The following is a 19,846-nucleotide window of genomic DNA, read 5'->3' as shown; positions in this document are numbered from 1 at the left end:
ATCTTAACTATTGTGCGCTGATGACTGATTCGATCGAGCGGCTCTATCGCGCGGTGCTGGCGGCCAGGGATCTGGATCCGTCACGCTCGCGCACGGCCAAGCTGATGCAGCAGGGCACCGGCAAGATGGCCAAGAAGCTCGCCGAGGAGGCCATCGAGGTCGCGATCGACGCGGTCGGGGGCGATGCCCAGGCCGTGGTGCGCGAAAGCGCCGATATGATCTATAATATGACGGTGCTGTGGGCCGAATTGGGAATCCGGCCCGAGGACGTCTGGCGCGAGATGGAACGGCGCGAGCTGATGCTGGGGATCGCCGAGAAGCTGCCGAAAACGCCGGTGAAGGTCGCAAAAGTGGCGGCCGCGCGTGTTCCGGGGCGACCGATCGTCGCGGCTGAAAGCCGGGTCATCCGCAAACGGCACTAGGCCGCTATCGGCGGCGCATCGCCCAAAGACAAACGCATGGACAAACGCGGCCCGGTTTGCTTCATCGCGAGCCATGCTCAGACGTGTCTATGACTGGTGTATCGACGCCGCCCACAAGCCGCATGCCCTCTGGATCATGGCTGCGATCGCCTTCGCTGAAAGCTCGTTCTTTCCGGTGCCGCCGGATGTGATGCTGATCCCGATGTCGCTGGCCAAGCCGCAGCGCGCCTGGCTATTCGCCGGCGTCTGCACCGTGGCCTCGGTCGCCGGCGGCGTGGTCGGCTATGCGATCGGCGCGCTGCTCTACGACTCGCTCGGTCAATGGCTGATCCATCTCTATGGGCTCGGCGACAAAGTCGAGGCCTTCCGTGCCTCCTATGCGGAGTGGGGCGCCATCATCATCCTGCTGAAGGGGCTGACTCCGATCCCCTACAAGCTTGTCACGATCACCTCGGGCTTTGCTGGCTACAATCTCTTCCTCTTCATCGTCTGCTCGATCGTGGCCCGCGGCGGTCGCTTCTTCATCGCCGCGATCGTGCTCAATCGATATGGCGAATGGATCCGGGTGCACATCGAGAAGCATCTCGGTCTCTGGGTGGCGCTCGGCGCGGCCGTTCTGGTGGCCGGCTTCGTCGTCGCGCTGAAGCTGATCTGATGCGGTCGCGGCGCGCAGGGCTGATCGCGGGCTCGGCCGTGCTGGCTGCGATGCTCCCTGTGGCCGCGGCGTTGGCGCAGTCGGCGCCCATCGCCGGCATGCGCGAGACGCCGGCGCAGCCGGTCGCGGAGCCGACCCCGCAGCCCTCGGATCCGAGCCTCATGGACGAGCTCGGCAAGCTGTTCGACAAGATGTCGATCATTCCGTTGAAGCGTCAGGAGCCCACCGTCGCGCCGCCAGCCACGGACAGTGCCGCGCCTGCCGCTCCCGCCGCTCAGCCGCAGCCGCCGCGGCAGGCGGCCCAGCCGCCCGCGCCCAATGCTGATGCCAAGACGAATCCCAACACTGATTCCAAGAGTGGTGACAGCCAGGGCGGCGTTCTCAAGGAGACCGGGGACGCGCTGTTGCGCCTCACCAGGCCCTCCACGATGGTGTCCGGCCGTATCGTCTGTCCGATCGCCGCCAACGGCACGCCGGATTGCAAGCTCGGCGCCGACAAGCTCTGCCAGGGCAAGGGCTACAAGGAAGGCAAGAGCCTCAATACCGATTCCACCGAGACCTGCTCGCCGAAGGTGCTGATCCCCGGCCGCCAGCGCAAGCCGGACGACTGCCGCACCGACACGGTCGTGACCTCGGCGCTCTGCCAGTAGGCTTCGCGCGCGCCAGCGCCTGAACGCAAGACCCTCCACGGGCTTTTCCGGTCCCTCTGCGAGCGAATTGCCATCACGGCATGATGTCGGGCATGCTCGCGATCACGAGCGTCTCCGCATTTCACAACGAGGAATTCACATCCATGTCCATGCCCGCCTTGTTCAAGGGGCGCCTGTCGATCCCGGTGATCGGCTCGCCGCTGTTCATCATCTCCGTGCCCGATCTGGTGATCGCGCAGTGCAAGGCCGGTGTCGTGGGCTCGTTTCCGGCGCTCAACGCCCGGCCGGCCGCGCTGCTCGACGAATGGCTGGCGCGCATCACCGAGGAGCTCGCGGCCTATGATCGCGCGCACCCGGAAGCCCCATCGGCGCCGTTCGCGGTCAACCAGATCGTGCACCGCTCCAACAACCGGCTCGAGCAGGATCTGGCGCTGTGCGAGAAGTACAAGGTGCCGATGATGATCACCTCGCTCGGCGCGCGCGAGGAGCTGAACCAGGCGGCGCATCGCTGGGGCGGCATCGTCTTCCACGACGTCATCAATCAGTTCTTCGCCCACAAGGCGATCGAGAAGGGCGCTGACGGGCTCATTCTCGTCGCGGCCGGCGCCGGCGGTCATGCCGGCACGATCTCGCCATTCGCCTTCGTGGCGGAGACGCGGAGCTGGTTCGACGGCCCGATCGCGCTGTCGGGTGCGATCGCCAATGGCCGCGCCATCCGCGCCGCGCGCGTGCTCGGCGCCGACTTCGCCTATGTCGGCTCCGCCTTCATCGCCACCAAGGAGGCCAATGCGGTCGAGGGCTACAAGGACATGATCACCAAGTCCGGCGCTGACGACATCGTCTACTCGAACCTGTTCACCGGCGTGCACGGCAACTATCTGAAGCCGTCGATCGTCGCCGCGGGTCTCGACCCCGATAATCTGCCGACCTCCGATCCCTCGAAGATGAGCTTCGGCACCGACGCCTCGGGCGAGCGCGCCAAGCCGAAGGCGTGGAAGGAGATCTGGGGCTCCGGCCAGGGCATCGGCGCCATCAAGGAGGTGCTCCCCGCCGCCGAGCTGATCGCGCGCTTCAAGAAGGAATATGACGAGGCGATCGACCCGCCGCTGTGAGGTGACGGCCTGCGGCTGCGCCTCAAACGCGATGTCATTCCGGGGCGGCGCGCGCCAGCGCGGCGAGCCCGGAATGACGGCCGAGAGAGTCGGCATCGTTTCGTTGCAATCGCACGGGCTGTAAGCAGCCTGACTCGCCACCCAGGCGCGTCCACCTCGTTACGACCGCGTCATCAGGATGCACCTCCACGCCGCGCACGGCGTTGCCTCCGCCTGCACAAAAAAGAACGCGGCAACCGTGGGCTGCCGCGTTCGGATCGTTGAGGTGCGAGGGACGTGCTCGCTATTCGAGTTCGATCGCCTGGAACTTGCCGCGCTCGTCGAGCGCCGTGCCCCAGATCTTATGCGAGGCCTGGTGCTCGGCGCGGCCGAAGCCGAGCTTGGCGCCGAGGCCGAGATCGACGTTCTGCATGTTCTCCAGCGTATCGATCAGGGCCTCGGTGTCGAGCTGCGGCCCGACCTTGCGCAGCGCCTGGATCAGCACGTTGGCGGCGACATAGCCCTCGAACGAGACGTAGGATGGCGCCTCGCCCGGGAAGTACTTCTCCAGCGCGCCCTTGTACTCGAGCACGGCGCTGGAATAGCCGCCGACCGCCGGCACCACCTGGGTGACGATCACGCCGGAGGCATAGCGCGGGCCGAGCAGCATCAGCTCGTCGGACAGCTCGGTCGACCCCACGAACGACACGTTGGTGTAGATCATGTTCGGGTACAGATCGCGCGTCTTCTCGATGAACTTCGCGGCCGCCCGGTAGGTCGCGACCATGACGATCGCCTTGGGCGGATTCTTCATCGCGCGGAGCTGGTTGACCGCCTCGTCGACATCGACCGTGTTGCGCTTGTAGTTGAAGCGCGTGATCGCGGTGTCGGCCAGGCCGAGCGAGCGGAACGCCTTGGCCACGCCCGAGAAGCCGGCATCACCATAGGCGTCCTGCTGGGCGAACACGGCGATGTCGCGCGGCTGCAGGCGGCGCAGTTTCACGAGATAGCGCACGACGGTGTCGGTCTCTTCGGCGTAGCTCGCGCGATAGTTGAACACGTAGCGATCCGGCGGATCGTTGCGCAGGATGTTGGCGCCGGTGAACGCGCCGTAGAAAAGCGTGCGGCGCTGCAGGGCGTAGGGCATGGCCACAGCGGAGGTCGGCGTGCCGACATTGCCGATGAAGCCGAACACCTTGTCCTTCTCATAGAGCTGCTTCATCGCATCCAAGGTGCGCGACGGCTCGTAGCCGTCGTCCGCGGAGTAGAGCCGCAGCGAGCGGCCGGCAACCCCGCCGGAATCGTTGGCGCGGTTGAAGGCGGCCTCGATGCCCATCTTCATCTGGCGGCCGAGCTCCTTCGACGCGCCCGAGAACGGCGCGGCGATGCCGAAGCGGATCTCGTTCGCCGTGACACCCTGGACGTTGCTGGCGGTAGGCGGCGGCAGCGTCACGGTCGGCGCCGTCGCGGCAACCGCCGCGGCCGGGGCGATCACGCCGGCGAGGCTGGCTCCGGTCTGGCTCGGCGCGGTCTGCCCGAGCGAGCGCTCGAGCTCGGCGAGCTGGCGACCCGCCGTGTTGCAGTCGGTCTGGGCTGCACCCACACGGTTGCGTCCGTCGGCAACGTAGCCGTTGAACACGCGCGTGAGCTCGTCCCGATCCGAGCCGCCGGTGGAGGCCTCCCGGATCACCTCGCGAAATTTGTCGACAATGGCCTGGACGCGGCCTTGGTCGATCGCCTGACAGGCGGATGCTGCTCCCACGATCGGCCCGACCCGACTCGCAAGATTACGCACCACATCCGCATTGGTGCCCGCCGCGCTGGCGGGCGTTGCGAGCAATGCCGCAACCAAGAACACGCTAGAACGAAAGCTCATTGCCACTATCCCACTATGGACCCCATCCAGGTCTTTCGCCTGGTGATTTGACGCTCTGTGTCCGCGACGGAGTAGACATAAGACCGTCACCATGCACAGACCAGCCTTTCCTAAGAGCATGACCATTTCGGTAACCCGGCACGCCTTTCTCCGATCATGCTTTAGGACTTGCTAATGCGTCGCATACAACCAGTTCATTCCCCTCAAGCTCAGTCTATTCCAGTTCGATTGCCTGATACGTGCCGTTTTCGTCGAGCGCCGTGCCCCAGATCTTGTGCGACGCCTGGTGCTCCGCGCGTCCAAATGCAAGTGGAGTGCCGAGACCGAGATCGAGGCTGCGCATCGACTCCAGCGTGTCGACCAGCCGTTCGGTGTCCAGCGGATTGGTCTGCTTCAGCGCCTGGATCAGGATCGTCGCCGCGATGTAGCCTTCGAGCGAGGTGTAGTCCGGCGCCTCGCCCGGAGCATATTTGGCCAGTGAATTCTTGTAGTCGAGCACGAGGCTCGAATAGCCGGAAACGGCGGGGACGCCCTGCGTCACGATGACGCCGTTGGTGAAGCGCGGGCCGAGCAGCTTCAGCTCGGTCGCCAGCGAGGTCGAGCCGACGGCGGAGACGTTGGCGTAGATCAGGCCGGGCACCGCATCGCGCGTCTTCTCGATGAACTTGGCGGCGGCACGGTCGGTCGCCACCATGATGATGGCCTTGAGCCCGCCCTTGTGCGCCTTCACCTGGTTGATGGCCTCGTCGACATCCATGGTGGCGCGCGGATAGGAGAAGCGCGTGACGGGATCGGTGATGTTCAACTGCCGGTAGGCCTTGGCGACCCCCGCAAAGCCGTCATCGCCGAAGGCATCCTGCTGGGTCAGGACGGCGATCTGCCTCGGCGGAATGCGCTTCATCTTGACGAGATAGCGCACCAGCGCGGCGGTCTCCTCGGCGTAGCTGGCCCGGTAGTTGAAGACGTAGCGGTCCGGGGGATCGCGCCGGACCACCGCGGCGCCGGAGTTCGGCGCGAAATACAGCGCCCGCCGCTCCAGCGCGTAGGGGATCGCGACCTCCGAGTTGGCCGTGCCGATATTGCCGATGAAGCCGAACACCTGCTCCTTGTCGTAGAGCTGCGTCATCGCCGCCAGCGTACGGTTCGGATCGTAGCCGTCATCGGCTGCGACGAGCCGCAAGGTGCGCCCATTGACGCCGCCGGCATCATTGGCGCGCGCGAAGGCGATCTCGATGCCCTGCCGCATCTGCCGCCCGGTCTCCTTGCGGATGCCGGAGAACGGCAGCACCATGCCGAAGCGGATCTCGCGATCGGTCACGCCGCGCACAGGACCGCTGGTGACGGCACCGGTGGTGGCGTCGGCCCTGGCCTGGGTGGCCGGCCCGGCCGCAGCCGGCTGGCTGAGCGAGCGCTCGAGCTCGGTAAGCTGCCGCTCGGCTGTTGGACAGTTCGCCTGCGCGGCTCCGGTACGGCTGCGGCCTTCGGCGATGTAGCCGTTGAAGGTCCGGGTCAGAAGATCGCGCTCGCTGTCATTGTTCGATGATTGCCGGATCGCCTCGCGGAATTTGTCGACGATGGTCTGGACACGTCCCTGCGCGATGTCCGGGCACGCCGACGCCTGGCCCACGATCGGTCCGACCCGGCCGGCGAGGTCCCGGACCATATCCGGGGCCGCCGCAAAGGCGGTGCCGAAGGGAGCTCCAAACAGGCTCCCGATGATCAACGCGGACCAACGGAATGTCATCGAACTATCCACTTGCTCTCTAGCTAACCCTCATCGCTCTGCTATTCGTGCCATTTCGAATTAATGTCGGGTTTCTCTGTCGCGCTTTTGTCTGTGGTAGCGGGGACCGGCGTCCTTTCCAGCGGTATCCTAATCAAGTTCGATCGGCTGATAGTTGCCGCTTTCGTCCAGTGCGGTGCCCCAGATCTTGTGCGACGCCTGGTGCTCGGAGCGGCCGAAGCCGAGCTGGACGCCCAGTCCGAGATCGACGTTGCGCATGGTCTCGAGCGTCTCGACGAGCTGCTCGGTGTCGAAGCTCTGGCCGGCGCGCTTCAGGCCTTCGATCAGGATGCTCGCCGAGATGTAGCCTTCGAGCGACATGTAGTCCGCCGCCTCGCCGGGGAAGTACTTGGCCAGCGCATTCTTGTAGTCGAGCACCAGGCTGGAGTAGCCGGACACGCCCGGCACTGTCTGGGTCACGATCACATTCTCGGTGTAGCGCGGCCCGAGCAGCATCAGCTCGCTGGCGAGCGCCGAGCCGCCGACCGCCGAGATGTTGGCGAAGACAGCGCCGGGAAACACGTCGCGCGCCTTCTCGATGAACTTCGCTGCGGCGCGGGTGGTGGCCAGCATGATCACGGCGCGGACCGGCGTCTTCAGCAGCCGGAGCTGGCTGATCGCATCGTCGACCTCGATGCTGTTGCGCGGATAGTTGACGCGCACGATCGTATTCTCGTTGACGCCGAGCGTGCGGAAGGCCTTGGAGACGCCGGCAAAGCCCGCATCGCCGAACGCGTCGTTCTGGGCGAATACGACGATCTGGCGCGGCTGCAGCTTGCGGATCTTGACGAGGTAGCGCACCAGCGCGTCGGTCTCCTCGGCATAGCTCGGCCGGTAGTTGAAGACGTAGCGATCCGGCGGATCGTGGCGCACGACATTGGCGCCGGTGTAGGGGGCGAAGAACAGCGCGCGGCGCTCGAGCGCGTAGGGGATAGCGACCGCTGCCGTCGCCGAGCCGAAATTGCAGACGAAGCCGAACACCTGCTCCTTCTCATAGAGCTGCTTCATCGCATCGAGCGTGCGCGCCGGGTCATAGCCGTCATCGGCGGTGACGAGCTTGAGCACGCGGCCGTTGACGCCGCCGGCCTCGTTGACGCGGTTGAAGGCGGCCTCGACCCCGATCTTGAGCTGCCGCCCGCTTTCCCGGACGGGACCGCTATGGGGGACGACCATGCCGAACTTGATCTCGCTCTGCGTCACGCCGCGCGTCTCGACCACGGGCGGCAGGATCTGCGCCGGCGCTGTGGCGGCCACCGCGGCCGCGGGCGCGATCGTCACGCCGGGCAGGTTGGCGCGTGCCGGGGGCGCCGCGATTGACTGTTCGAGATCGGCGAGCTGGCGCTCGGCGCCGCGGCAGTCCATCCGCCCTGATGTGACCAGGCTGCGACCTTCGGCCACATAACGGTCGAGCAGGCGGGTCAATTCGTCACGGTCGGCCTCGCTGGTCGCGGCCTCGCGGATGACGAGCTGAAACTTCTCGATGATCGCTTGGATGCGCGGCCGCGCGATGTCGCGGCAGGCCAGCGCCGAGCCGATGATCGGTCCGACGCGGCTGCCGAGCTGGCGCGCCACGCTCACGGTCTCGCCGGGCGCGGCATAGGCATTGCCGGACACGGCGAGGGCTCCGCTGGCCACGATGGTCCCGAGCAGCACCGCTGCGATACGGGCGTGAGCTAACGGACCGCGTGCTGCCGCTTTCTGCGGTAGGACGTCGATCATGATCGCCTTGTGCGAGGTGTTTGAGTTCGGCTCAGGCGTGGCGGATTAGCGAACCCGCTCCATCTGACCCGTCTTCTGATTCCACTGCATGAACTGCTGCAGCATGGGCTTTTCGGGCGTATCGGCCTCTGCGGCCGGCGCCGGCGCGTCCGCGAGCAGCGACTTGAACTGCGACAGGGCAGGGGCCTGCGGCTCGACCCGCTCCGGCAGAGCGCTGGTCTGGTCGGCCTTGGCGTCCTGCACATCGGCCGCGACCGGCGGCAAGGTCTTCATCGACTGCACGGCAGCGACGAAGGAGGAGCTCGCGTCGGGCTGGCGCCACACCGGAACGATGTTGACGAAGAACAGCGCGACCACGGCGGCGACGCCGGTGGCGGCTGCAAAGCGGCCGGCGATCTTGAACACGACCGAACGGCGGTCGCGCTCGCGCTCGAACTCCGGCGGCTCGCGCATGACTTGGGGGGTCAACGACTGACGAAGGGACTCGAACACGGCTGTCTCCAGGCGAGCATCGAGCGGTCCTTGCTGTCCCGAAGCGGGACGCTCGGCCGCCTCCGCTGCCTTGGTGGTGTCACCGACGAGAGATAGACGCGCGGCTTCCGGACGTTCGCGCAGCCACCGCGGTGCATAATGCAGCGGGTCCTGCGGGTTCATCGGATTCTGTTCACTCAACGAACTCATACGCTACTCCTCTGACGCTCGATTCCGGTAAACTGATACGCTTCTGCACGGTCGTATGAGAGCAAGTTTTCAAACGAAGAGCGGGAGCGGTTCTGCCACTTCAGTTCAGCCGGAATCACATGCAGAATCAGACGGTTCGCGCCGATCAGCGATCGCACGCCAAGAGCCCTTTCCTGCAAGGCGCCATGACACGTTGATCGTGCCTTCGGCGCCTCTGTCGATCCCATGCCCCGCCCCCTGACGAGTGTCAATCGATCGGAACCGCTTAAAGCCGTCGGTTCCAAATTATATGTACGTTAAAGTTATCATCATGATGTGATTAAATTGAGGCGAGTTTAGTCTTGACGCATCTGCTCATGATTTGCGTCTCATTGCCGCCAAGATTGCGCCTTGATTCGATCATCATCGAACCATGTCGGGCGCGCCGCTGTCGATTTTCGAGCGGCTTAGCGTCGATTTAACCATCCGTTAACCATCTGGCGCCGACAGTTAACCAATCGCTAAGAGGGTTGGGTCGGATGGTCATGAGTGCCAGCGCTGAAACGGTGCGTCCTGTTATTCGTCTGCGCGGGCGCTCCTACGTCGCCTTCGTGTTCTCGCCGGTGGTGCCGGTCGCCGACTGGCTCGCAGAGCTCGACGCGACGCTGAAGAATTCGCCCGGCTTCTTCGTCGGCAAGCCGGTGGTGCTCGATCTCTCCGCGGTCGATCTGAGCCCGCTTGCCATCACCCATCTCATCAAGAGCATCGAATCGCGCAACATCCGCGTGCTCGGCCTCGAAGGCGTCGAGCAGGGCCGGCTGTCGCTGGGCATGCCGCCGCTGTTGTCCGGCGGCCGGCATTGCGCCGTGCAGGAGATCGAGCCGGAGAAGCCGCAATTGCAGCAGCCGACCTCGCTGCTGCTCGACCAGCCCGTGCGCTCCGGCCAGTCGATCGTGTTTCCGGACGGCGACGTCACTGTGCTCGGCGCGGTGTCCTCCGGCGCCGAGATCGTCGCCGGCGGCTCCATCCATGTCTACGGCGCGCTGCGCGGCCGCGCGATGGCCGGCATCAACGGCAATTCCGCCGCGCGCATCTACTGCCAGAAGATCGAGGCCGAGCTGGTCGCGATCGACGGCTACTACCAGACCGCAGAGCAGATCGACGATGCATTGCGCGGCCGGGCCGCCCAGGCCCGGCTCGAAGGTCATTCCATGAAGATCGTAGCTTTGAACTGAGTAACGGGAGGATTTGAGAGATGGCGAAGGTTCTTGTTGTGACGTCGGGCAAGGGTGGCGTCGGAAAGACCACCACCACGGCGGCGATGGGCGCGGCGCTGGCGCAGGCCGGCGAGAAGGTGGTCGTCGTCGATTTCGACGTCGGCCTGCGCAACCTCGATCTCGTGCTCGGCGCCGAGCGCCGGGTCGTGTTCGATCTCATCAACGTCGTGCACGGCGTCGCCAAGCTGCCGCAGGCTTTGATCCGCGACAAGCGCCTGGAGAATCTCTGGCTGCTGCCGGCCTCGCAGACCAAGGACAAGGACGCGCTGACCGAGGACGGCGTCGGCCGCGTCATCCACGAGCTGCGCAAGAGCTTCGACTGGGTGATCTGCGACAGCCCCGCCGGCATCGAGCGTGGCGCGATGCTCGCGATGCGCTATGCCGACGAGGCGATCATCGTCACCAACCCAGAAGTGTCCTCGGTGCGCGATTCCGACCGCATCATCGGCATGCTCGATTCCAAGACCGTGCGCGCCGAGAACGGCGAGCGCGTCGAGAAGCACATCCTCATCACCCGCTATGATGCCGGCCGCGCCGCGCGCGGCGAGATGCTGTCGATCGAGGACGTGCTCGAGATCCTGGCGACGCCGCTGCTCGGCATCGTGCCGGAGAGCCAGGACGTGCTGCGCGCCTCCAATGTCGGCTGTCCCGTCACGCTCAACAGCCCGGCCAGCGCGCCGGCGCGCGCCTATCACGACGCGATGCGCCGCCTGCTCGGCGAGGCCGTCGAGATGCAGATCCCAAGCGAGCGCAAGGGCCTGATGAACCTGCTGCTCGGACGGAGGGCTGCATGAGCGTCTTGCGGCTCTTTACCGGACGTGCCGCGTCTGCGCCGGTCGCGCGGGAGCGGCTGCAGATCCTGCTCGCGCATGAGCGCAGCCTGCGCGGCCAGCCTGATCTGCTGATGCAGCTACGCGAGGAAATCCTCGCCGTGGTTTCGCGCCATGTGGTACTCGATCCGGACAAGGTCATCGTCCGCATGGACCGGGGGAAGCATGTCTCGACGCTCGAGGTCGACATCGAACTACCAAGCGGCGCCGATCGCGCATTTGCCAGCGCGGGCTGACGCGTGGCGAGGCGTGCGCTGATGCGGCCGATCTTCCGCGTCACGGACAATCAAGTCACCGTCAGCCCCGATGCTGCGGGTCCGTGGGATCCGACCATGCAGCATGGCTCGGCGCCCTCGGCGCTCGCCGTGTGGGCGGCGGAACGCATCCCGACCAAGTCGCCGATGCGCATCGCCCGCGTCACCATCGACCTGATGCGGCCGGTGCCGCTGGCCGAGCTCACGGTCGAGACCGAGATGCTGCGCGAGGGCCGCAAGATTCAGCTCTGCGGCGTGCGCCTGCGCGCGCGTGACACGGTCGTGGTCACGGCGACGGCGCTGAAGATCCGCCAGGATGCCGTGCCGCTGCCCGCCGACATCGGTGAGCGGCCGGTCGAACTCGTCGGTCCCGATGAGGCCCAACCCGAACCCGCGGACTTCTCCACCAGCCCCTTCGTCCGCGGCATGACCTTGCGCGCGGCCCGCGGCCGCTTCGGCGTCCGCGGCCCTGGTGCGATCTGGTACCGCGTCGACTGGCCGCTGGTCGAGGGCCACGCGGTGTCGCAAGCGATGCGCGCGGTGGTCGCCAGCGACTTCTGCAACGGCACCTCGGCCGCGCTCGACTTCCATAGTTACACGTTTCTGAACGCCGACCTCACCGTCAACATGGCCCGCGAGCCGGTTGGCGAGTGGATCCTGCTCGACGCCGAGAGCTGGATCGGCCCGGACGGCGCGGGGCTCGCCATGGCGCGGCTGGGGGATGTCAGGGGCTATTTCGGAAGGGTTGTGCAGAGCCTGGTGATCGAGAAGCGGTGAAGGAGAGGAGCCTTTTGGCGACTCCTCGATGCAGCGTTCCACCGCTGCTCCGAAGACGGTGCGCTCCCCTCCCCCTTGCGGGGAGGGGTCGGGGGTGGGGGTCCCCGAGTCCCGCTGTTCGTTGTGGAGCGCGGTGCTAAGCGCCCACGCGAGTCTGATTGTCGTGGGTGGCTTTGGGGCATCGTGCCACTGTCGACAGTCATCGCCCGGAGACCCCCAACCCCTCCCCGCAAGGGGGAGGGGAGCTCACCGGCGTTGCGGCGAGAGCCCGACTCTAACAACGAACGAAAGGCACGAGTAGTCGCAGCGCGGCTGGTGCGCTCCATCTCCCCGTAAGAACGGGGAGAGGGAGGAGACCGCCCTTGTCGTGATAGCTCGGCTAGATAAGGACTAAGCGACTTCTTCCTACAAGGTGCAACGCTACGCCGCACGCACCGTGTTCAGAAACCTCCCCACCTCGAGCTTCAGCCGGTTGCTGTCCTGCGACAGCGATTGTGCGGCCGACAGCACCTGCGTGGACGCCGAGCCGGTCTCGCTGGCGCCGTGCTGCACCTCGGCGATGTTGGACGACACCTCGTGCGTGCCCTGGGCGGCCTGCTGGATGTTGCGCGAGATCTCCTGCGTGGCGGCGCCCTGTTCCTCCACCGCTGCGGCGATGGTCGACGAGATCTCCGCGAGCTTCTCGATGGTGCCCGAGATCTCCTTGATGGCGCCGACCGACTCCTGGGTCGCGGCCTGAATGCCGGAGATCTGCTGGCCGATCTCGCCGGTGGCCTTGGCCGTCTGCTCGGCCAGCGCCTTGACCTCGGTGGCGACCACCGCGAAGCCGCGGCCGGCATCGCCGGCGCGCGCCGCCTCGATGGTGGCGTTCAGCGCCAGCAAATTGGTCTGGCCGGCGATGGTGTTGATCAGCTCGACGACATCTCCGATGCGCGCCGCCGCCTTCGACAGCTCGCTGACGCGATCATTGGTCTTGCGCGCCTGGTCGACCGCCTCATTGGCGATCCGCGCGGAGTCCTGCACCTGCCGGCTGATCTCGGTGACCGACGAGCTCAGCTCCTCGGTCGCCGAGGCCACCGACTGCACGTTGGCGGTCGCCTGCTCGGAGGCCGCGGCCACCGTGGTGGTGCGCTGCTGCGTGCGCTCGGCGGTCGAGGTCAACGTCGTGGCTGAGGCCTCGAGCTCGGTCGAGGCCGAGGAGACCGTGTTGATGATCTCACCGACCGCGCCCTCGAAACGATTGGCAAGCTCGTGCATCTCGCGCTTGCGCTGCTCGGCGGCGAGCTTCTCGCTCTCCGCCTGCTCGGCGCGCAGCTTCTCGGTCTCGATCGCGTTGTTCTTGAACACCAGCACGGCGCCGGCCATGTTGCCGATCTCGTCCTTGCGCTCCGCGCCGGGAATCTGCGCGGACATGTCGCCGCCGGCGAGCCGGCGCATCGCCTCGGTCATCGCGGTGATCGGGCGCGAGACGCCGGCGACGATGAGATAGCCCATCGCGATGCAGAGCAGCGCGGCCAGCGCGATGACGGCCAGGATCCAGGTGCGCGATGACGCATACACGGCCGCGCCCTTGTCCGCCTCAACCTTGCCCTGTTCGACGTTCCAGGCGAGATCCTTCTCCAGCGCCAGCCGCGCCTTGGTGAATTCCTCGCGGAGCTTGCCCATATACATCGCGGTGGCTGCCTCCGTCTGGTTCTTCCGCGACAGATCGAGAAGCTGTTTGCTGTCCTCCAGGTATGTTGCCCACGGTCCCTTGAACGCGGCAACCAGCGCCTTTTCTTCCGCGGTCGTGACGGTCGGCTCGTAGAGCCGCCACGTCTTCTCGAACTGCTGCAGCGTCTCCTTGATCAGCTTCTCCTGATCATCCTTTTCCTGGGGCGTCGCCGCAAGCAGGAACTGGCCCTGTCGGGCGCGGTACTGTTCGATGGCTTTGGAGATCGTCCCCAGCCATCCGGTCGCCGGCAGCCAATTGTCACGAACCTCCGCGGCCGAGCCGTTGACGGTCCCGAGACGATCGATCGAGAAGCCGCCGAGCCCCATCGCCGTCATCAGCACGATGCCGAAGGCCAACAGGACCTTGTTGCGAATCGATAGGTTGGAAAAGAACGACATCTGCGACTCCAGCTTTCAGGACTTCCAGGAAGATTGGCGTTTGCGGCGGCCGATCAGGCAACTTGCTGCAAATCTGTGCGCGGAGCGCTCGTCGTTGAGCTGCTATTGTTCGCGCGCGCTTCGATTAAGCGGCCGACACATAAATTTTGCTCTAAAATTAAGCAGACTGACGGGCCGTAAAAGTACGGCCGCGTTTGCGCGGGATCATTCGCGCGCGGATGTTTCCTGGCGTGTAGTTGAACCCAAGTTTCATCAGGATCTGGGAGCCGTCATGAAGCGCGGCGTCATCGGCCATGCCGCGCAGGCGCGACGCTGACTCATCCAGGATCTGACCGATCAAGTCTCCTCTGCGGAGGACGCAGATTCGGGGCGAGCGACGCGCGGCGTTCGCCGCTCGCCACACATTCCGCTGTCGTCCCGGCGAACGCCGGGACCCATAACCACAGGCCATGGCATGAGGCACGCGCGTCGCTCCAGCTTCGCTCGCAACGGCGAAGGAGAGGAGCCGCGTGGACGTGCCGCTATCCCACCATCCGCCCGCGTCCCTCCCAATACCTGGCGCGCAGCACCTTCTTGTCGATCTTGCCGACACCGGTCACCGGCAGCTCGGCCACGAACTCGATCCGCTTCGGCGCGTGCGCCGAGCCTTTGCGCGCCTTCACCAGCTCAATCAGCTCGGTCGCGTTCGGCTGCGTGCCGGCCCGCGGCACGACGATCGCGGTGACCGCCTCGCCCCATTTATCGTCGGGCACGCCGACGACGGCGCACATCGCGACATCGGCATGCTGCGTCAGCACATCCTCGATCTCGCGTGGGAAAATGTTGAAGCCGCCGGAGACGATCATGTCCTTCTTGCGGTCGAGAATGTACATGTAGCCGCGCTCGTCGCGGCGGGCGATGTCGCCGGTGTGCAGCCAGCCGTTCTTCAGGGTCTCGGCGGTGACATCAGGCCGCTTCCAATATTCGGCCATGACATGCGGCGCGCGCACGCAGATCTCGCCGGCCTCGCCTTGCGCGACCTCTTGATCGTCATCGTCGAGGATCTTGACCTCGCAGGCTGCGATCGGGAAGCCGCACGACAGGAACAGCTCCGGCTGCTTCGGATCATGATCGGCCTTGCGCAGCACGGAGACCGGATAGCATTCGGTCTGGCCGTAGAGCTGCGAGAACACCGGACCGATGCGCTCGATGCCCTCCACCAGCCGCGTCGGCGACATTGCGGACGCGCCGTACAGCACGAGCTCGAGCGAGGAGAGATCGGTCCTGGCCAGCGCGGGATGGTCGAGCAGCACGTAGATCATGGTCGGCACGAACAGCGTGAAGTTGATGCGCTCGCGCTCGATGGTTTTCAGCACGGCTTCGGGATCGAAGGCCTTCAGCATGTGCACGGTGCCGCCGCGCATCAGGGTCGGCAGCACCTTGGTGCCGGCGACATGGCTGATCGGCGCCACCGTCAGATAGCTCGCGCGCTCCGGGATCTCGAAATCGGCGAGGATCGCGGTGGCGAAGCCGCCATATTCGCGGTGATGGCGCAGCGCGCCCTTGGATTTGCCGGTGGTGCCGCCGGTGTAGTTCAGGGTCGCGACATCGTTCGGCGTGGCGAAGTTGCGCGCCGTGGCGTGACCGGCCTGTTCGATGGCGGTGAGCAGGTCGGCGCCGTAGTCGGCGGTGCCGAGCGTGAGCACGTGGTGCACGCCTTGGGCGCGCGCGGCGAGCTCGCCGCCGCGATCGCGGAACGCCATGGGATCGACGACCAGCACCTGCGATTCGGAATCCGACAGCTGGAACAACTGATCCTCCAGCGAGCCCAGCGGATGTAGCCAGGTGATGGCGAGCCGCGACAGCTGCGCCGCGATGCCGGCGCACCAGGCGTCGGCGCGGTTCGCAGTGAGGAACGCAACGCGTGTTCCCGCCGCGAGGCCGAGCCGCATGAACACCCTCTGCATGCGTCCGATCAGATCGATCGCACCCTGATAGGTCAGCGATCCGCCGGGCCAGCTGAAGGCGGTGCGCGAGGGATGGCGCGAGAGAGTGAGCAGCGTCTGCTCGCAGACGACGGGGAATGAATGGAGCTGATTGTGCATGGAACGCCTCCCGATTTGCCCCGATCTTTGTTGCGTCGCAGGGCTTGTCGCGAAGGCTAGCAGAATGCGGCTCGCGCTCAAGCGCGTCACGCTCGGCTCGGAACATCACCGCGCGCGCCGCGTTGCCCGGCCGAACAATCAGGGAGTACGGCCATGCGCACCTCGACAGCTTTCTTTGCAGGCGCCGGAACGGTCGCCATCGCCGTCGCCGCCGGTCTCGGCGGCGGGTTGATGATTGCCGAGGGCATGCATCCGAAGTCGCCTGCGCTGGAGTCGACCAAGCTCGAGCGCACCGTTCCCGACGCGTCCTCGCCGAGCCCGACGGTCAGCTCCTATCTCGCGGCCACCCAGGCCGCCGCGACGGTCCCGGTCAAGGTGGCGCCCGCCGCAGGGACCAACACGGCGGCAGCAGGCTCGCCCGCGGTCACGCCTGCCTCGGCAAGTGCCGCGTCGCAGCCACAAGCCCCGGCAGCGGACACGACGACCGCGGCGGTGTCTCCGACCTCCTCGATGCCGCAACCCGGTGACGTCCAGGCCAAGGGGCAGGATGCTGGGCAGGAGAAGGGACAGGACAAGGGACAAGACAAGGTCGCGGATAAGGCGCAGGACTCCGACCAGAAGGCGCGCGACGCTGAGCGCAAGCGCGTTGCCGAGCAGCGCCGCGCCGAGCGGCATCGGCATTATGTCGAGCGCCGCCGGCAGCGCCGCGATCAGGATCTGCGCGCCGTCGAGCAGGCCGTGCGCGACGATTCCGTGCCGCGGACTTATGCGGCACAGCCGGTCGACATGCAGGGCCCGCGCTTCAGCTTGTTTGGCGACGATTGAACGCAAGCATCGGCGTCGCTATCCCCTTAGGCCAAACGCTTGAGGGAGAGCGCGCCATGCCAGAGAGTCCATTCGCCGCGCTGCGGGCGCGGCTACGCCTGCCGCTGATCGCAGCGCCGATGTTCCTGGTGTCGGGAATCGAGCTCGTCAGCGCGGCCTGTCTCAACGGCGTCATCGGCGCATTCCCGACTGTGAACTGCCGTACGCCCGACGAGCTCGACGCGTGGCTGCGCGAGATCGCCGAACGACTCGCACGCGCGGCTGACGTCAGCGGCCTTGCGCCCGCGCCGGTCTGCCCGAATCTGATCGTGCACCGCTCCAACGCGCGCCTCCGGGATGATCTCTCCGTGCTGCTGCGGCATCGGCCTGATATCGTGATCACCTCGGTTGGCTCGCCCGCGCCGGTGATCGCGCCACTGCATGAGGCCGGCGCGCTGGTGTTCGCCGACGTCGCCTCGATCCGCCATGCCGAGCGTGCGGTCGAGGCGGGCGCTGACGGCCTGGTGTTGCTGACGGCCGGCGCCGGCGGGCAGACGGGCTGGCTCAATCCCTTCGCCTTCGTGCGCGCGGTGCGCGGCTTCTTCGCCGGACCGATCGTGCTCGCCGGCGGCATCAGCGACGGCGTTGCCTTGCGCGCGGCCGAGGTGCTCGGCTGCGACCTCGCTTACATGGGCACCAAGTTCATCGCCACGCGTGAGAGTATGGCCGACGCGCGCCACAAGACGATGCTGGTGGAAAGCACGGCCGACGACGTGCTGCTGACCTCGGCCTTCACCGGCCTGCCGACCAGCATGCTTCGCCCCTCGATCATCGCCGCCGGGCTCGACCCGGAGAATTTGCCGGCGCGCGGCGCGATCGAGATCGGCAAGGACATCGATGTCGGCGCGCGCGAGAGCAGGCCCAAGCGCTGGCGCGACGTCTGGAGCGCGGGCCATGCGACCTCGGGAGTGACCGACATCGTCGACGTGGCGACGCTGGTCGCGCGCACGACTGATGAGTATCGCCGCGCCGGAGAGGTGTCCTGATGCGGAGAAACACGGCCGTTCTCCTTAAGCGGGCATTAACCATCCGATTCCACAATCAGCCAAGTTCGAGATTGGCGGAATTGCGCGATGGGAATCGAGTTGGGGCTGGGCAAGGAGCGCGTGACGCTCGATGAGATCCGCATCCGCGTCGGCCATGCCCTGCAGCGCCACCCGCTGTGCCGCAACGTGCAGTTCGACATCATGAGCGTGCCGCGCACCGCGCGCGGCGGGAACTGGACCATCAGCCTTCATTCGGTGGAACCGGCGGCGCTGTGGGAGGCTTCCGACATCGTTGCCGACATCCAGGCGGCCTATGATCTGCAGCTGCCGGCGGAGCTCTATTCTGCTGCGTGAAAAAAATATCCGCCCTGTTCACAGGGCGGAATGGTGGCCTCGGTGTTTCTGTGGCATCGTATAGCCTTAATTAACTCCCACTTTACGGCGAAGTGCGGCCTGTCGGCCGGAATACGGAGATGTGCGTGACGAAGTCGATCGCTTTTGTCGCTTTGCTGGGTGTTCTGATCGCAGGCGCGGCCGTGACCAGCGTCCTGATGCGGGACAGCGTGCCCTCCGCCGGTGCGATGATGCCGGCGGTCGTCGCCAAGAGCCCGATCTCCAACCGCGACGCCAAGGGCGACCGTCTCGCCATGGTTACACTTGCGGCTCCCGAGCCGCAGCAGCCGGTCGCCGCGCCGAAGACCACGCTGCGCCAGGCCTATGCCTATGCGCCGTCCGAGGCCGAGCTGGCCAAGGCCTCCGCCTCCGCCGCGGCGGTGGTGGCGACCGAGCCGGTGGTGCCGAAGTCGAAGATTCTCGCCCGGAGCGAGCCGGCGCCGGCTCCGCTGAAGCCGGAGGTGCAGAAGGCCTATTCGCTGCTGTCGGACACCCAGATCGCCAGCATCAAGGATCGGCTGCGGCTGTCGTCGAGCCAGGAATATTATTGGCCGGCGGTGGAGACCGCGCTCCGCGCCGTCGCCCGCAAGATCCATGCGACCCGCCAGGGCGCCGCCAAGCCGGGTGCTGTCGCGATCGATCCCGATTCCGACGAGGTGCAGCAGCTCAAGTCGGCCGCCATGCCGCTGCTCTGGCAGCTCCGCGACGACCAGAAGGATGAAGTACGGCGGCTCGCCCGCACCATCGGCCTCGACAAGGTCGCAGCCATGATCTGATCGTGGCGCCCTGGGTGTCCTGAATGGCAAAAGGCCGCGCTTTGCGCGGCCTTCGTGCTTTCTGGGACGGGAATGCTTATCGGGCCGGCGGATTGGCCTCCGGATGCCCGCCGCTCTCCGGGCCGGCGCCGGTCGGCGAGGATGCCGGGGCGGTACGCAGGTCCGGGTCGGGTCGGGCCGGCTGGGTCATGGTCGGCGCCTGCGGCGGGGTGATCGCCGCACCGGCGCCCACCGTGGTGCCGCGGTCGGTGTTGGTCGGCGCGGTCGGCACCGGGGTCGGCTTGTCACCGCCGGCAAAACGCGTCGCGCCGCCACTCTGGTAGCCTGCCACCAGCAGGCCGGCGACGATGAGGGCCAGCACGAAGATGCCGCCGAGCTCGGGCAGGGCGCCCGAGGGCGCGATGCCGCGGCCACGGCCGTCGCCTTCGAGCGCGACCGCCGCGATCTCGCGGTTGTGCCGCGAGCGCAGGAAGGCCAGGAACGCCCCGGCGGCAATCACGATGCCGGCAGCCAAAGTGAAGAAGGTGAGCCAGGTGATGGGGTGGTCGGCTTGCATGTCGAGCATCCTTTGCGTGAGGGCCGCACGACGTGCAGTCGCGTCAGTCCCGCATGACAATCTCTGCTCGGTGCAATCGCC

20 protein-coding genes are annotated in these 19,846 nt (G+C 66.4%); 12 read left to right on the top strand and 8 right to left on the bottom strand.

The features are described 5' to 3' along the window. The first annotated feature begins 20 nt into the window (after nucleotides 1–20). The 4 genes from hisE (at nucleotide 21) to ACVILH_RS03875 (ending at nucleotide 2,839) form a co-directional block, all read left to right on the top strand. On the top strand, nucleotides 21–422 hold the full coding sequence (hisE, locus tag ACVILH_RS03890) for a phosphoribosyl-ATP diphosphatase (protein WP_456711705.1): 402 nt from the start codon (nucleotides 21–23) through the stop codon (nucleotides 420–422). Nucleotides 423–495: 73 nt separating this feature from the next. Then, nucleotides 496–1,077, top strand: coding sequence for a YqaA family protein (locus ACVILH_RS03885; RefSeq protein ID WP_456711704.1), 582 nt, complete (start codon nucleotides 496–498; stop codon nucleotides 1,075–1,077). Next, on the top strand, nucleotides 1,077–1,727 hold the full coding sequence (locus ACVILH_RS03880; RefSeq protein ID WP_456711703.1) for a hypothetical protein: 651 nt from the start codon (nucleotides 1,077–1,079) through the stop codon (nucleotides 1,725–1,727). The genes ACVILH_RS03885 and ACVILH_RS03880 overlap by 1 nt, the downstream gene beginning before the upstream one ends. A gap of 143 nt (nucleotides 1,728–1,870) precedes the next feature. Continuing rightward, a complete protein-coding gene (locus tag ACVILH_RS03875; protein ID WP_456711702.1) occupies nucleotides 1,871–2,839 on the top strand; it encodes an NAD(P)H-dependent flavin oxidoreductase in 969 nt (322 codons plus the stop codon). A gap of 283 nt (nucleotides 2,840–3,122) precedes the next feature. Here the strand turns inward: ACVILH_RS03875 and ACVILH_RS03870 are convergent, their stop codons facing one another. The 4 genes from ACVILH_RS03870 to ACVILH_RS03855 form a co-directional block, all read right to left on the bottom strand. Then, nucleotides 3,123–4,694 carry an ABC transporter substrate-binding protein gene (locus ACVILH_RS03870; protein WP_456711701.1) on the bottom strand — a complete coding sequence of 524 codons (1,572 nt, stop codon included), beginning with the start codon at nucleotides 4,692–4,694 and terminating at the stop codon, nucleotides 3,123–3,125. A gap of 214 nt (nucleotides 4,695–4,908) precedes the next feature. After that, the gene (locus ACVILH_RS03865; RefSeq protein WP_456711700.1) at nucleotides 4,909–6,438 is read right to left on the bottom strand and encodes an ABC transporter substrate-binding protein; all 1,530 of its coding nucleotides are present in this window, start codon (nucleotides 6,436–6,438) and stop codon (nucleotides 4,909–4,911) included. Nucleotides 6,439–6,567: 129 nt separating this feature from the next. Next, nucleotides 6,568–8,196, bottom strand: a complete 1,629-nt coding sequence (locus ACVILH_RS03860) for an ABC transporter substrate-binding protein (protein WP_456711699.1) — start codon at nucleotides 8,194–8,196, stop codon at nucleotides 6,568–6,570. Nucleotides 8,197–8,241: 45 nt separating this feature from the next. Further along, nucleotides 8,242–8,877 (bottom strand): hypothetical protein, encoded by a 636-nt coding sequence (locus ACVILH_RS03855; protein WP_456711698.1) that lies wholly within the window; start codon nucleotides 8,875–8,877, stop codon nucleotides 8,242–8,244. Nucleotides 8,878–9,395: 518 nt separating this feature from the next. On the opposite strand from ACVILH_RS03855, the gene minC reads away from it, so the two are divergent. The 4 genes from minC to ACVILH_RS03835 are packed head-to-tail and all read left to right on the top strand — an operon-like array spanning nucleotide 9,396 to nucleotide 11,994. Next, nucleotides 9,396–10,091, top strand: a complete 696-nt coding sequence (gene minC / locus ACVILH_RS03850) for a septum site-determining protein MinC (RefSeq protein WP_456711697.1) — start codon at nucleotides 9,396–9,398, stop codon at nucleotides 10,089–10,091. A 20-nt stretch (nucleotides 10,092–10,111) separates the two neighbouring features. Then, the gene (gene minD / locus ACVILH_RS03845) at nucleotides 10,112–10,927 is read left to right on the top strand and encodes a septum site-determining protein MinD (RefSeq protein WP_456711696.1); all 816 of its coding nucleotides are present in this window, start codon (nucleotides 10,112–10,114) and stop codon (nucleotides 10,925–10,927) included. Then, the gene (minE, locus tag ACVILH_RS03840; RefSeq protein ID WP_456711695.1) at nucleotides 10,924–11,199 is read left to right on the top strand and encodes a cell division topological specificity factor MinE; all 276 of its coding nucleotides are present in this window, start codon (nucleotides 10,924–10,926) and stop codon (nucleotides 11,197–11,199) included. The genes minD and minE overlap by 4 nt, the downstream gene beginning before the upstream one ends. A 21-nt stretch (nucleotides 11,200–11,220) precedes the next feature. After that, a complete protein-coding gene (locus ACVILH_RS03835; protein WP_456711694.1) occupies nucleotides 11,221–11,994 on the top strand; it encodes a thioesterase family protein in 774 nt (257 codons plus the stop codon). A 420-nt stretch (nucleotides 11,995–12,414) separates the two neighbouring features. On the opposite strand, the gene ACVILH_RS03830 is transcribed toward ACVILH_RS03835, so the two are convergent. From ACVILH_RS03830 to ACVILH_RS03820, 3 genes are all read right to left on the bottom strand, one after another. Then, nucleotides 12,415–14,106 carry a methyl-accepting chemotaxis protein gene (locus ACVILH_RS03830; RefSeq protein WP_456711693.1) on the bottom strand — a complete coding sequence of 564 codons (1,692 nt, stop codon included), beginning with the start codon at nucleotides 14,104–14,106 and terminating at the stop codon, nucleotides 12,415–12,417. A 157-nt stretch (nucleotides 14,107–14,263) separates the two neighbouring features. Continuing rightward, nucleotides 14,264–14,446, bottom strand: coding sequence for a hypothetical protein (locus ACVILH_RS03825; RefSeq protein ID WP_456711692.1), 183 nt, complete (start codon nucleotides 14,444–14,446; stop codon nucleotides 14,264–14,266). A gap of 181 nt (nucleotides 14,447–14,627) precedes the next feature. Beyond that, a complete protein-coding gene (locus ACVILH_RS03820) occupies nucleotides 14,628–16,190 on the bottom strand; it encodes an AMP-binding protein (protein ID WP_456711691.1) in 1,563 nt (520 codons plus the stop codon). Between the two features lie 153 nt (nucleotides 16,191–16,343). Here ACVILH_RS03820 and ACVILH_RS03815 point away from each other — a divergent pair, with 153 nt between their 5' ends. The 4 genes from ACVILH_RS03815 (at nucleotide 16,344) to ACVILH_RS03800 (ending at nucleotide 19,209) form a co-directional block, all read left to right on the top strand. Next, nucleotides 16,344–17,015 carry a hypothetical protein gene (locus ACVILH_RS03815; RefSeq protein WP_456711690.1) on the top strand — a complete coding sequence of 224 codons (672 nt, stop codon included), beginning with the start codon at nucleotides 16,344–16,346 and terminating at the stop codon, nucleotides 17,013–17,015. Nucleotides 17,016–17,071: 56 nt separating this feature from the next. Further along, nucleotides 17,072–18,040: an NAD(P)H-dependent flavin oxidoreductase gene (locus ACVILH_RS03810; protein WP_456711689.1), complete on the top strand. Its 969-nt coding sequence runs from the start codon at nucleotides 17,072–17,074 to the stop codon at nucleotides 18,038–18,040. Between the two features lie 87 nt (nucleotides 18,041–18,127). Beyond that, complete coding sequence (locus ACVILH_RS03805) at nucleotides 18,128–18,394, top strand: hypothetical protein (RefSeq protein ID WP_456711688.1); 267 nt, start codon at nucleotides 18,128–18,130, stop codon at nucleotides 18,392–18,394. A gap of 182 nt (nucleotides 18,395–18,576) precedes the next feature. Next, nucleotides 18,577–19,209, top strand: a complete 633-nt coding sequence (locus tag ACVILH_RS03800; protein ID WP_456716863.1) for a hypothetical protein — start codon at nucleotides 18,577–18,579, stop codon at nucleotides 19,207–19,209. Nucleotides 19,210–19,285: 76 nt separating this feature from the next. Here ACVILH_RS03800 and ACVILH_RS03795 read toward each other — a convergent pair whose 3' ends face one another. Next, nucleotides 19,286–19,765, bottom strand: a complete 480-nt coding sequence (locus tag ACVILH_RS03795; protein ID WP_006613182.1) for a hypothetical protein — start codon at nucleotides 19,763–19,765, stop codon at nucleotides 19,286–19,288. Nucleotides 19,766–19,846: the final 81 nt, after the last annotated feature.

The organism is Bradyrhizobium sp. USDA 4353 (assembly GCF_054063215.1).
Note: the sequence above shows the minus strand (reverse complement) of the source record. Positions and strands in the feature narration are given on the sequence as shown.

Coding starts and splice junctions, on each gene's coding strand:
- ACVILH_RS03870 (WP_456711701.1), bottom strand. CDS start 4,694: ATGAGCTTTCGTTCTAGCGTGTTCTTGGTTGCGGCATTGCTCGCAACG.
- ACVILH_RS03805 (WP_456711688.1), top strand. CDS start 18,128: ATGGGAATCGAGTTGGGGCTGGGCAAGGAGCGCGTGACGCTCGATGAG.
- minC (WP_456711697.1), top strand. CDS start 9,396: ATGGTCATGAGTGCCAGCGCTGAAACGGTGCGTCCTGTTATTCGTCTG.
- ACVILH_RS03875 (WP_456711702.1), top strand. CDS start 1,871: ATGTCCATGCCCGCCTTGTTCAAGGGGCGCCTGTCGATCCCGGTGATC.
- ACVILH_RS03815 (WP_456711690.1), top strand. CDS start 16,344: ATGCGCACCTCGACAGCTTTCTTTGCAGGCGCCGGAACGGTCGCCATC.
- ACVILH_RS03795 (WP_006613182.1), bottom strand. CDS start 19,765: ATGCAAGCCGACCACCCCATCACCTGGCTCACCTTCTTCACTTTGGCT.
- hisE (WP_456711705.1), top strand. CDS start 21: ATGACTGATTCGATCGAGCGGCTCTATCGCGCGGTGCTGGCGGCCAGG.
- ACVILH_RS03880 (WP_456711703.1), top strand. CDS start 1,077: ATGCGGTCGCGGCGCGCAGGGCTGATCGCGGGCTCGGCCGTGCTGGCT.
- ACVILH_RS03865 (WP_456711700.1), bottom strand. CDS start 6,438: ATGACATTCCGTTGGTCCGCGTTGATCATCGGGAGCCTGTTTGGAGCT.
- minE (WP_456711695.1), top strand. CDS start 10,924: ATGAGCGTCTTGCGGCTCTTTACCGGACGTGCCGCGTCTGCGCCGGTC.
- ACVILH_RS03820 (WP_456711691.1), bottom strand. CDS start 16,190: ATGCACAATCAGCTCCATTCATTCCCCGTCGTCTGCGAGCAGACGCTG.
- ACVILH_RS03830 (WP_456711693.1), bottom strand. CDS start 14,106: ATGTCGTTCTTTTCCAACCTATCGATTCGCAACAAGGTCCTGTTGGCC.
- ACVILH_RS03860 (WP_456711699.1), bottom strand. CDS start 8,196: ATGATCGACGTCCTACCGCAGAAAGCGGCAGCACGCGGTCCGTTAGCT.
- ACVILH_RS03885 (WP_456711704.1), top strand. CDS start 496: ATGCTCAGACGTGTCTATGACTGGTGTATCGACGCCGCCCACAAGCCG.
- minD (WP_456711696.1), top strand. CDS start 10,112: ATGGCGAAGGTTCTTGTTGTGACGTCGGGCAAGGGTGGCGTCGGAAAG.
- ACVILH_RS03810 (WP_456711689.1), top strand. CDS start 17,072: ATGCCAGAGAGTCCATTCGCCGCGCTGCGGGCGCGGCTACGCCTGCCG.
- ACVILH_RS03855 (WP_456711698.1), bottom strand. CDS start 8,877: ATGAGTTCGTTGAGTGAACAGAATCCGATGAACCCGCAGGACCCGCTG.
- ACVILH_RS03835 (WP_456711694.1), top strand. CDS start 11,221: ATGCGGCCGATCTTCCGCGTCACGGACAATCAAGTCACCGTCAGCCCC.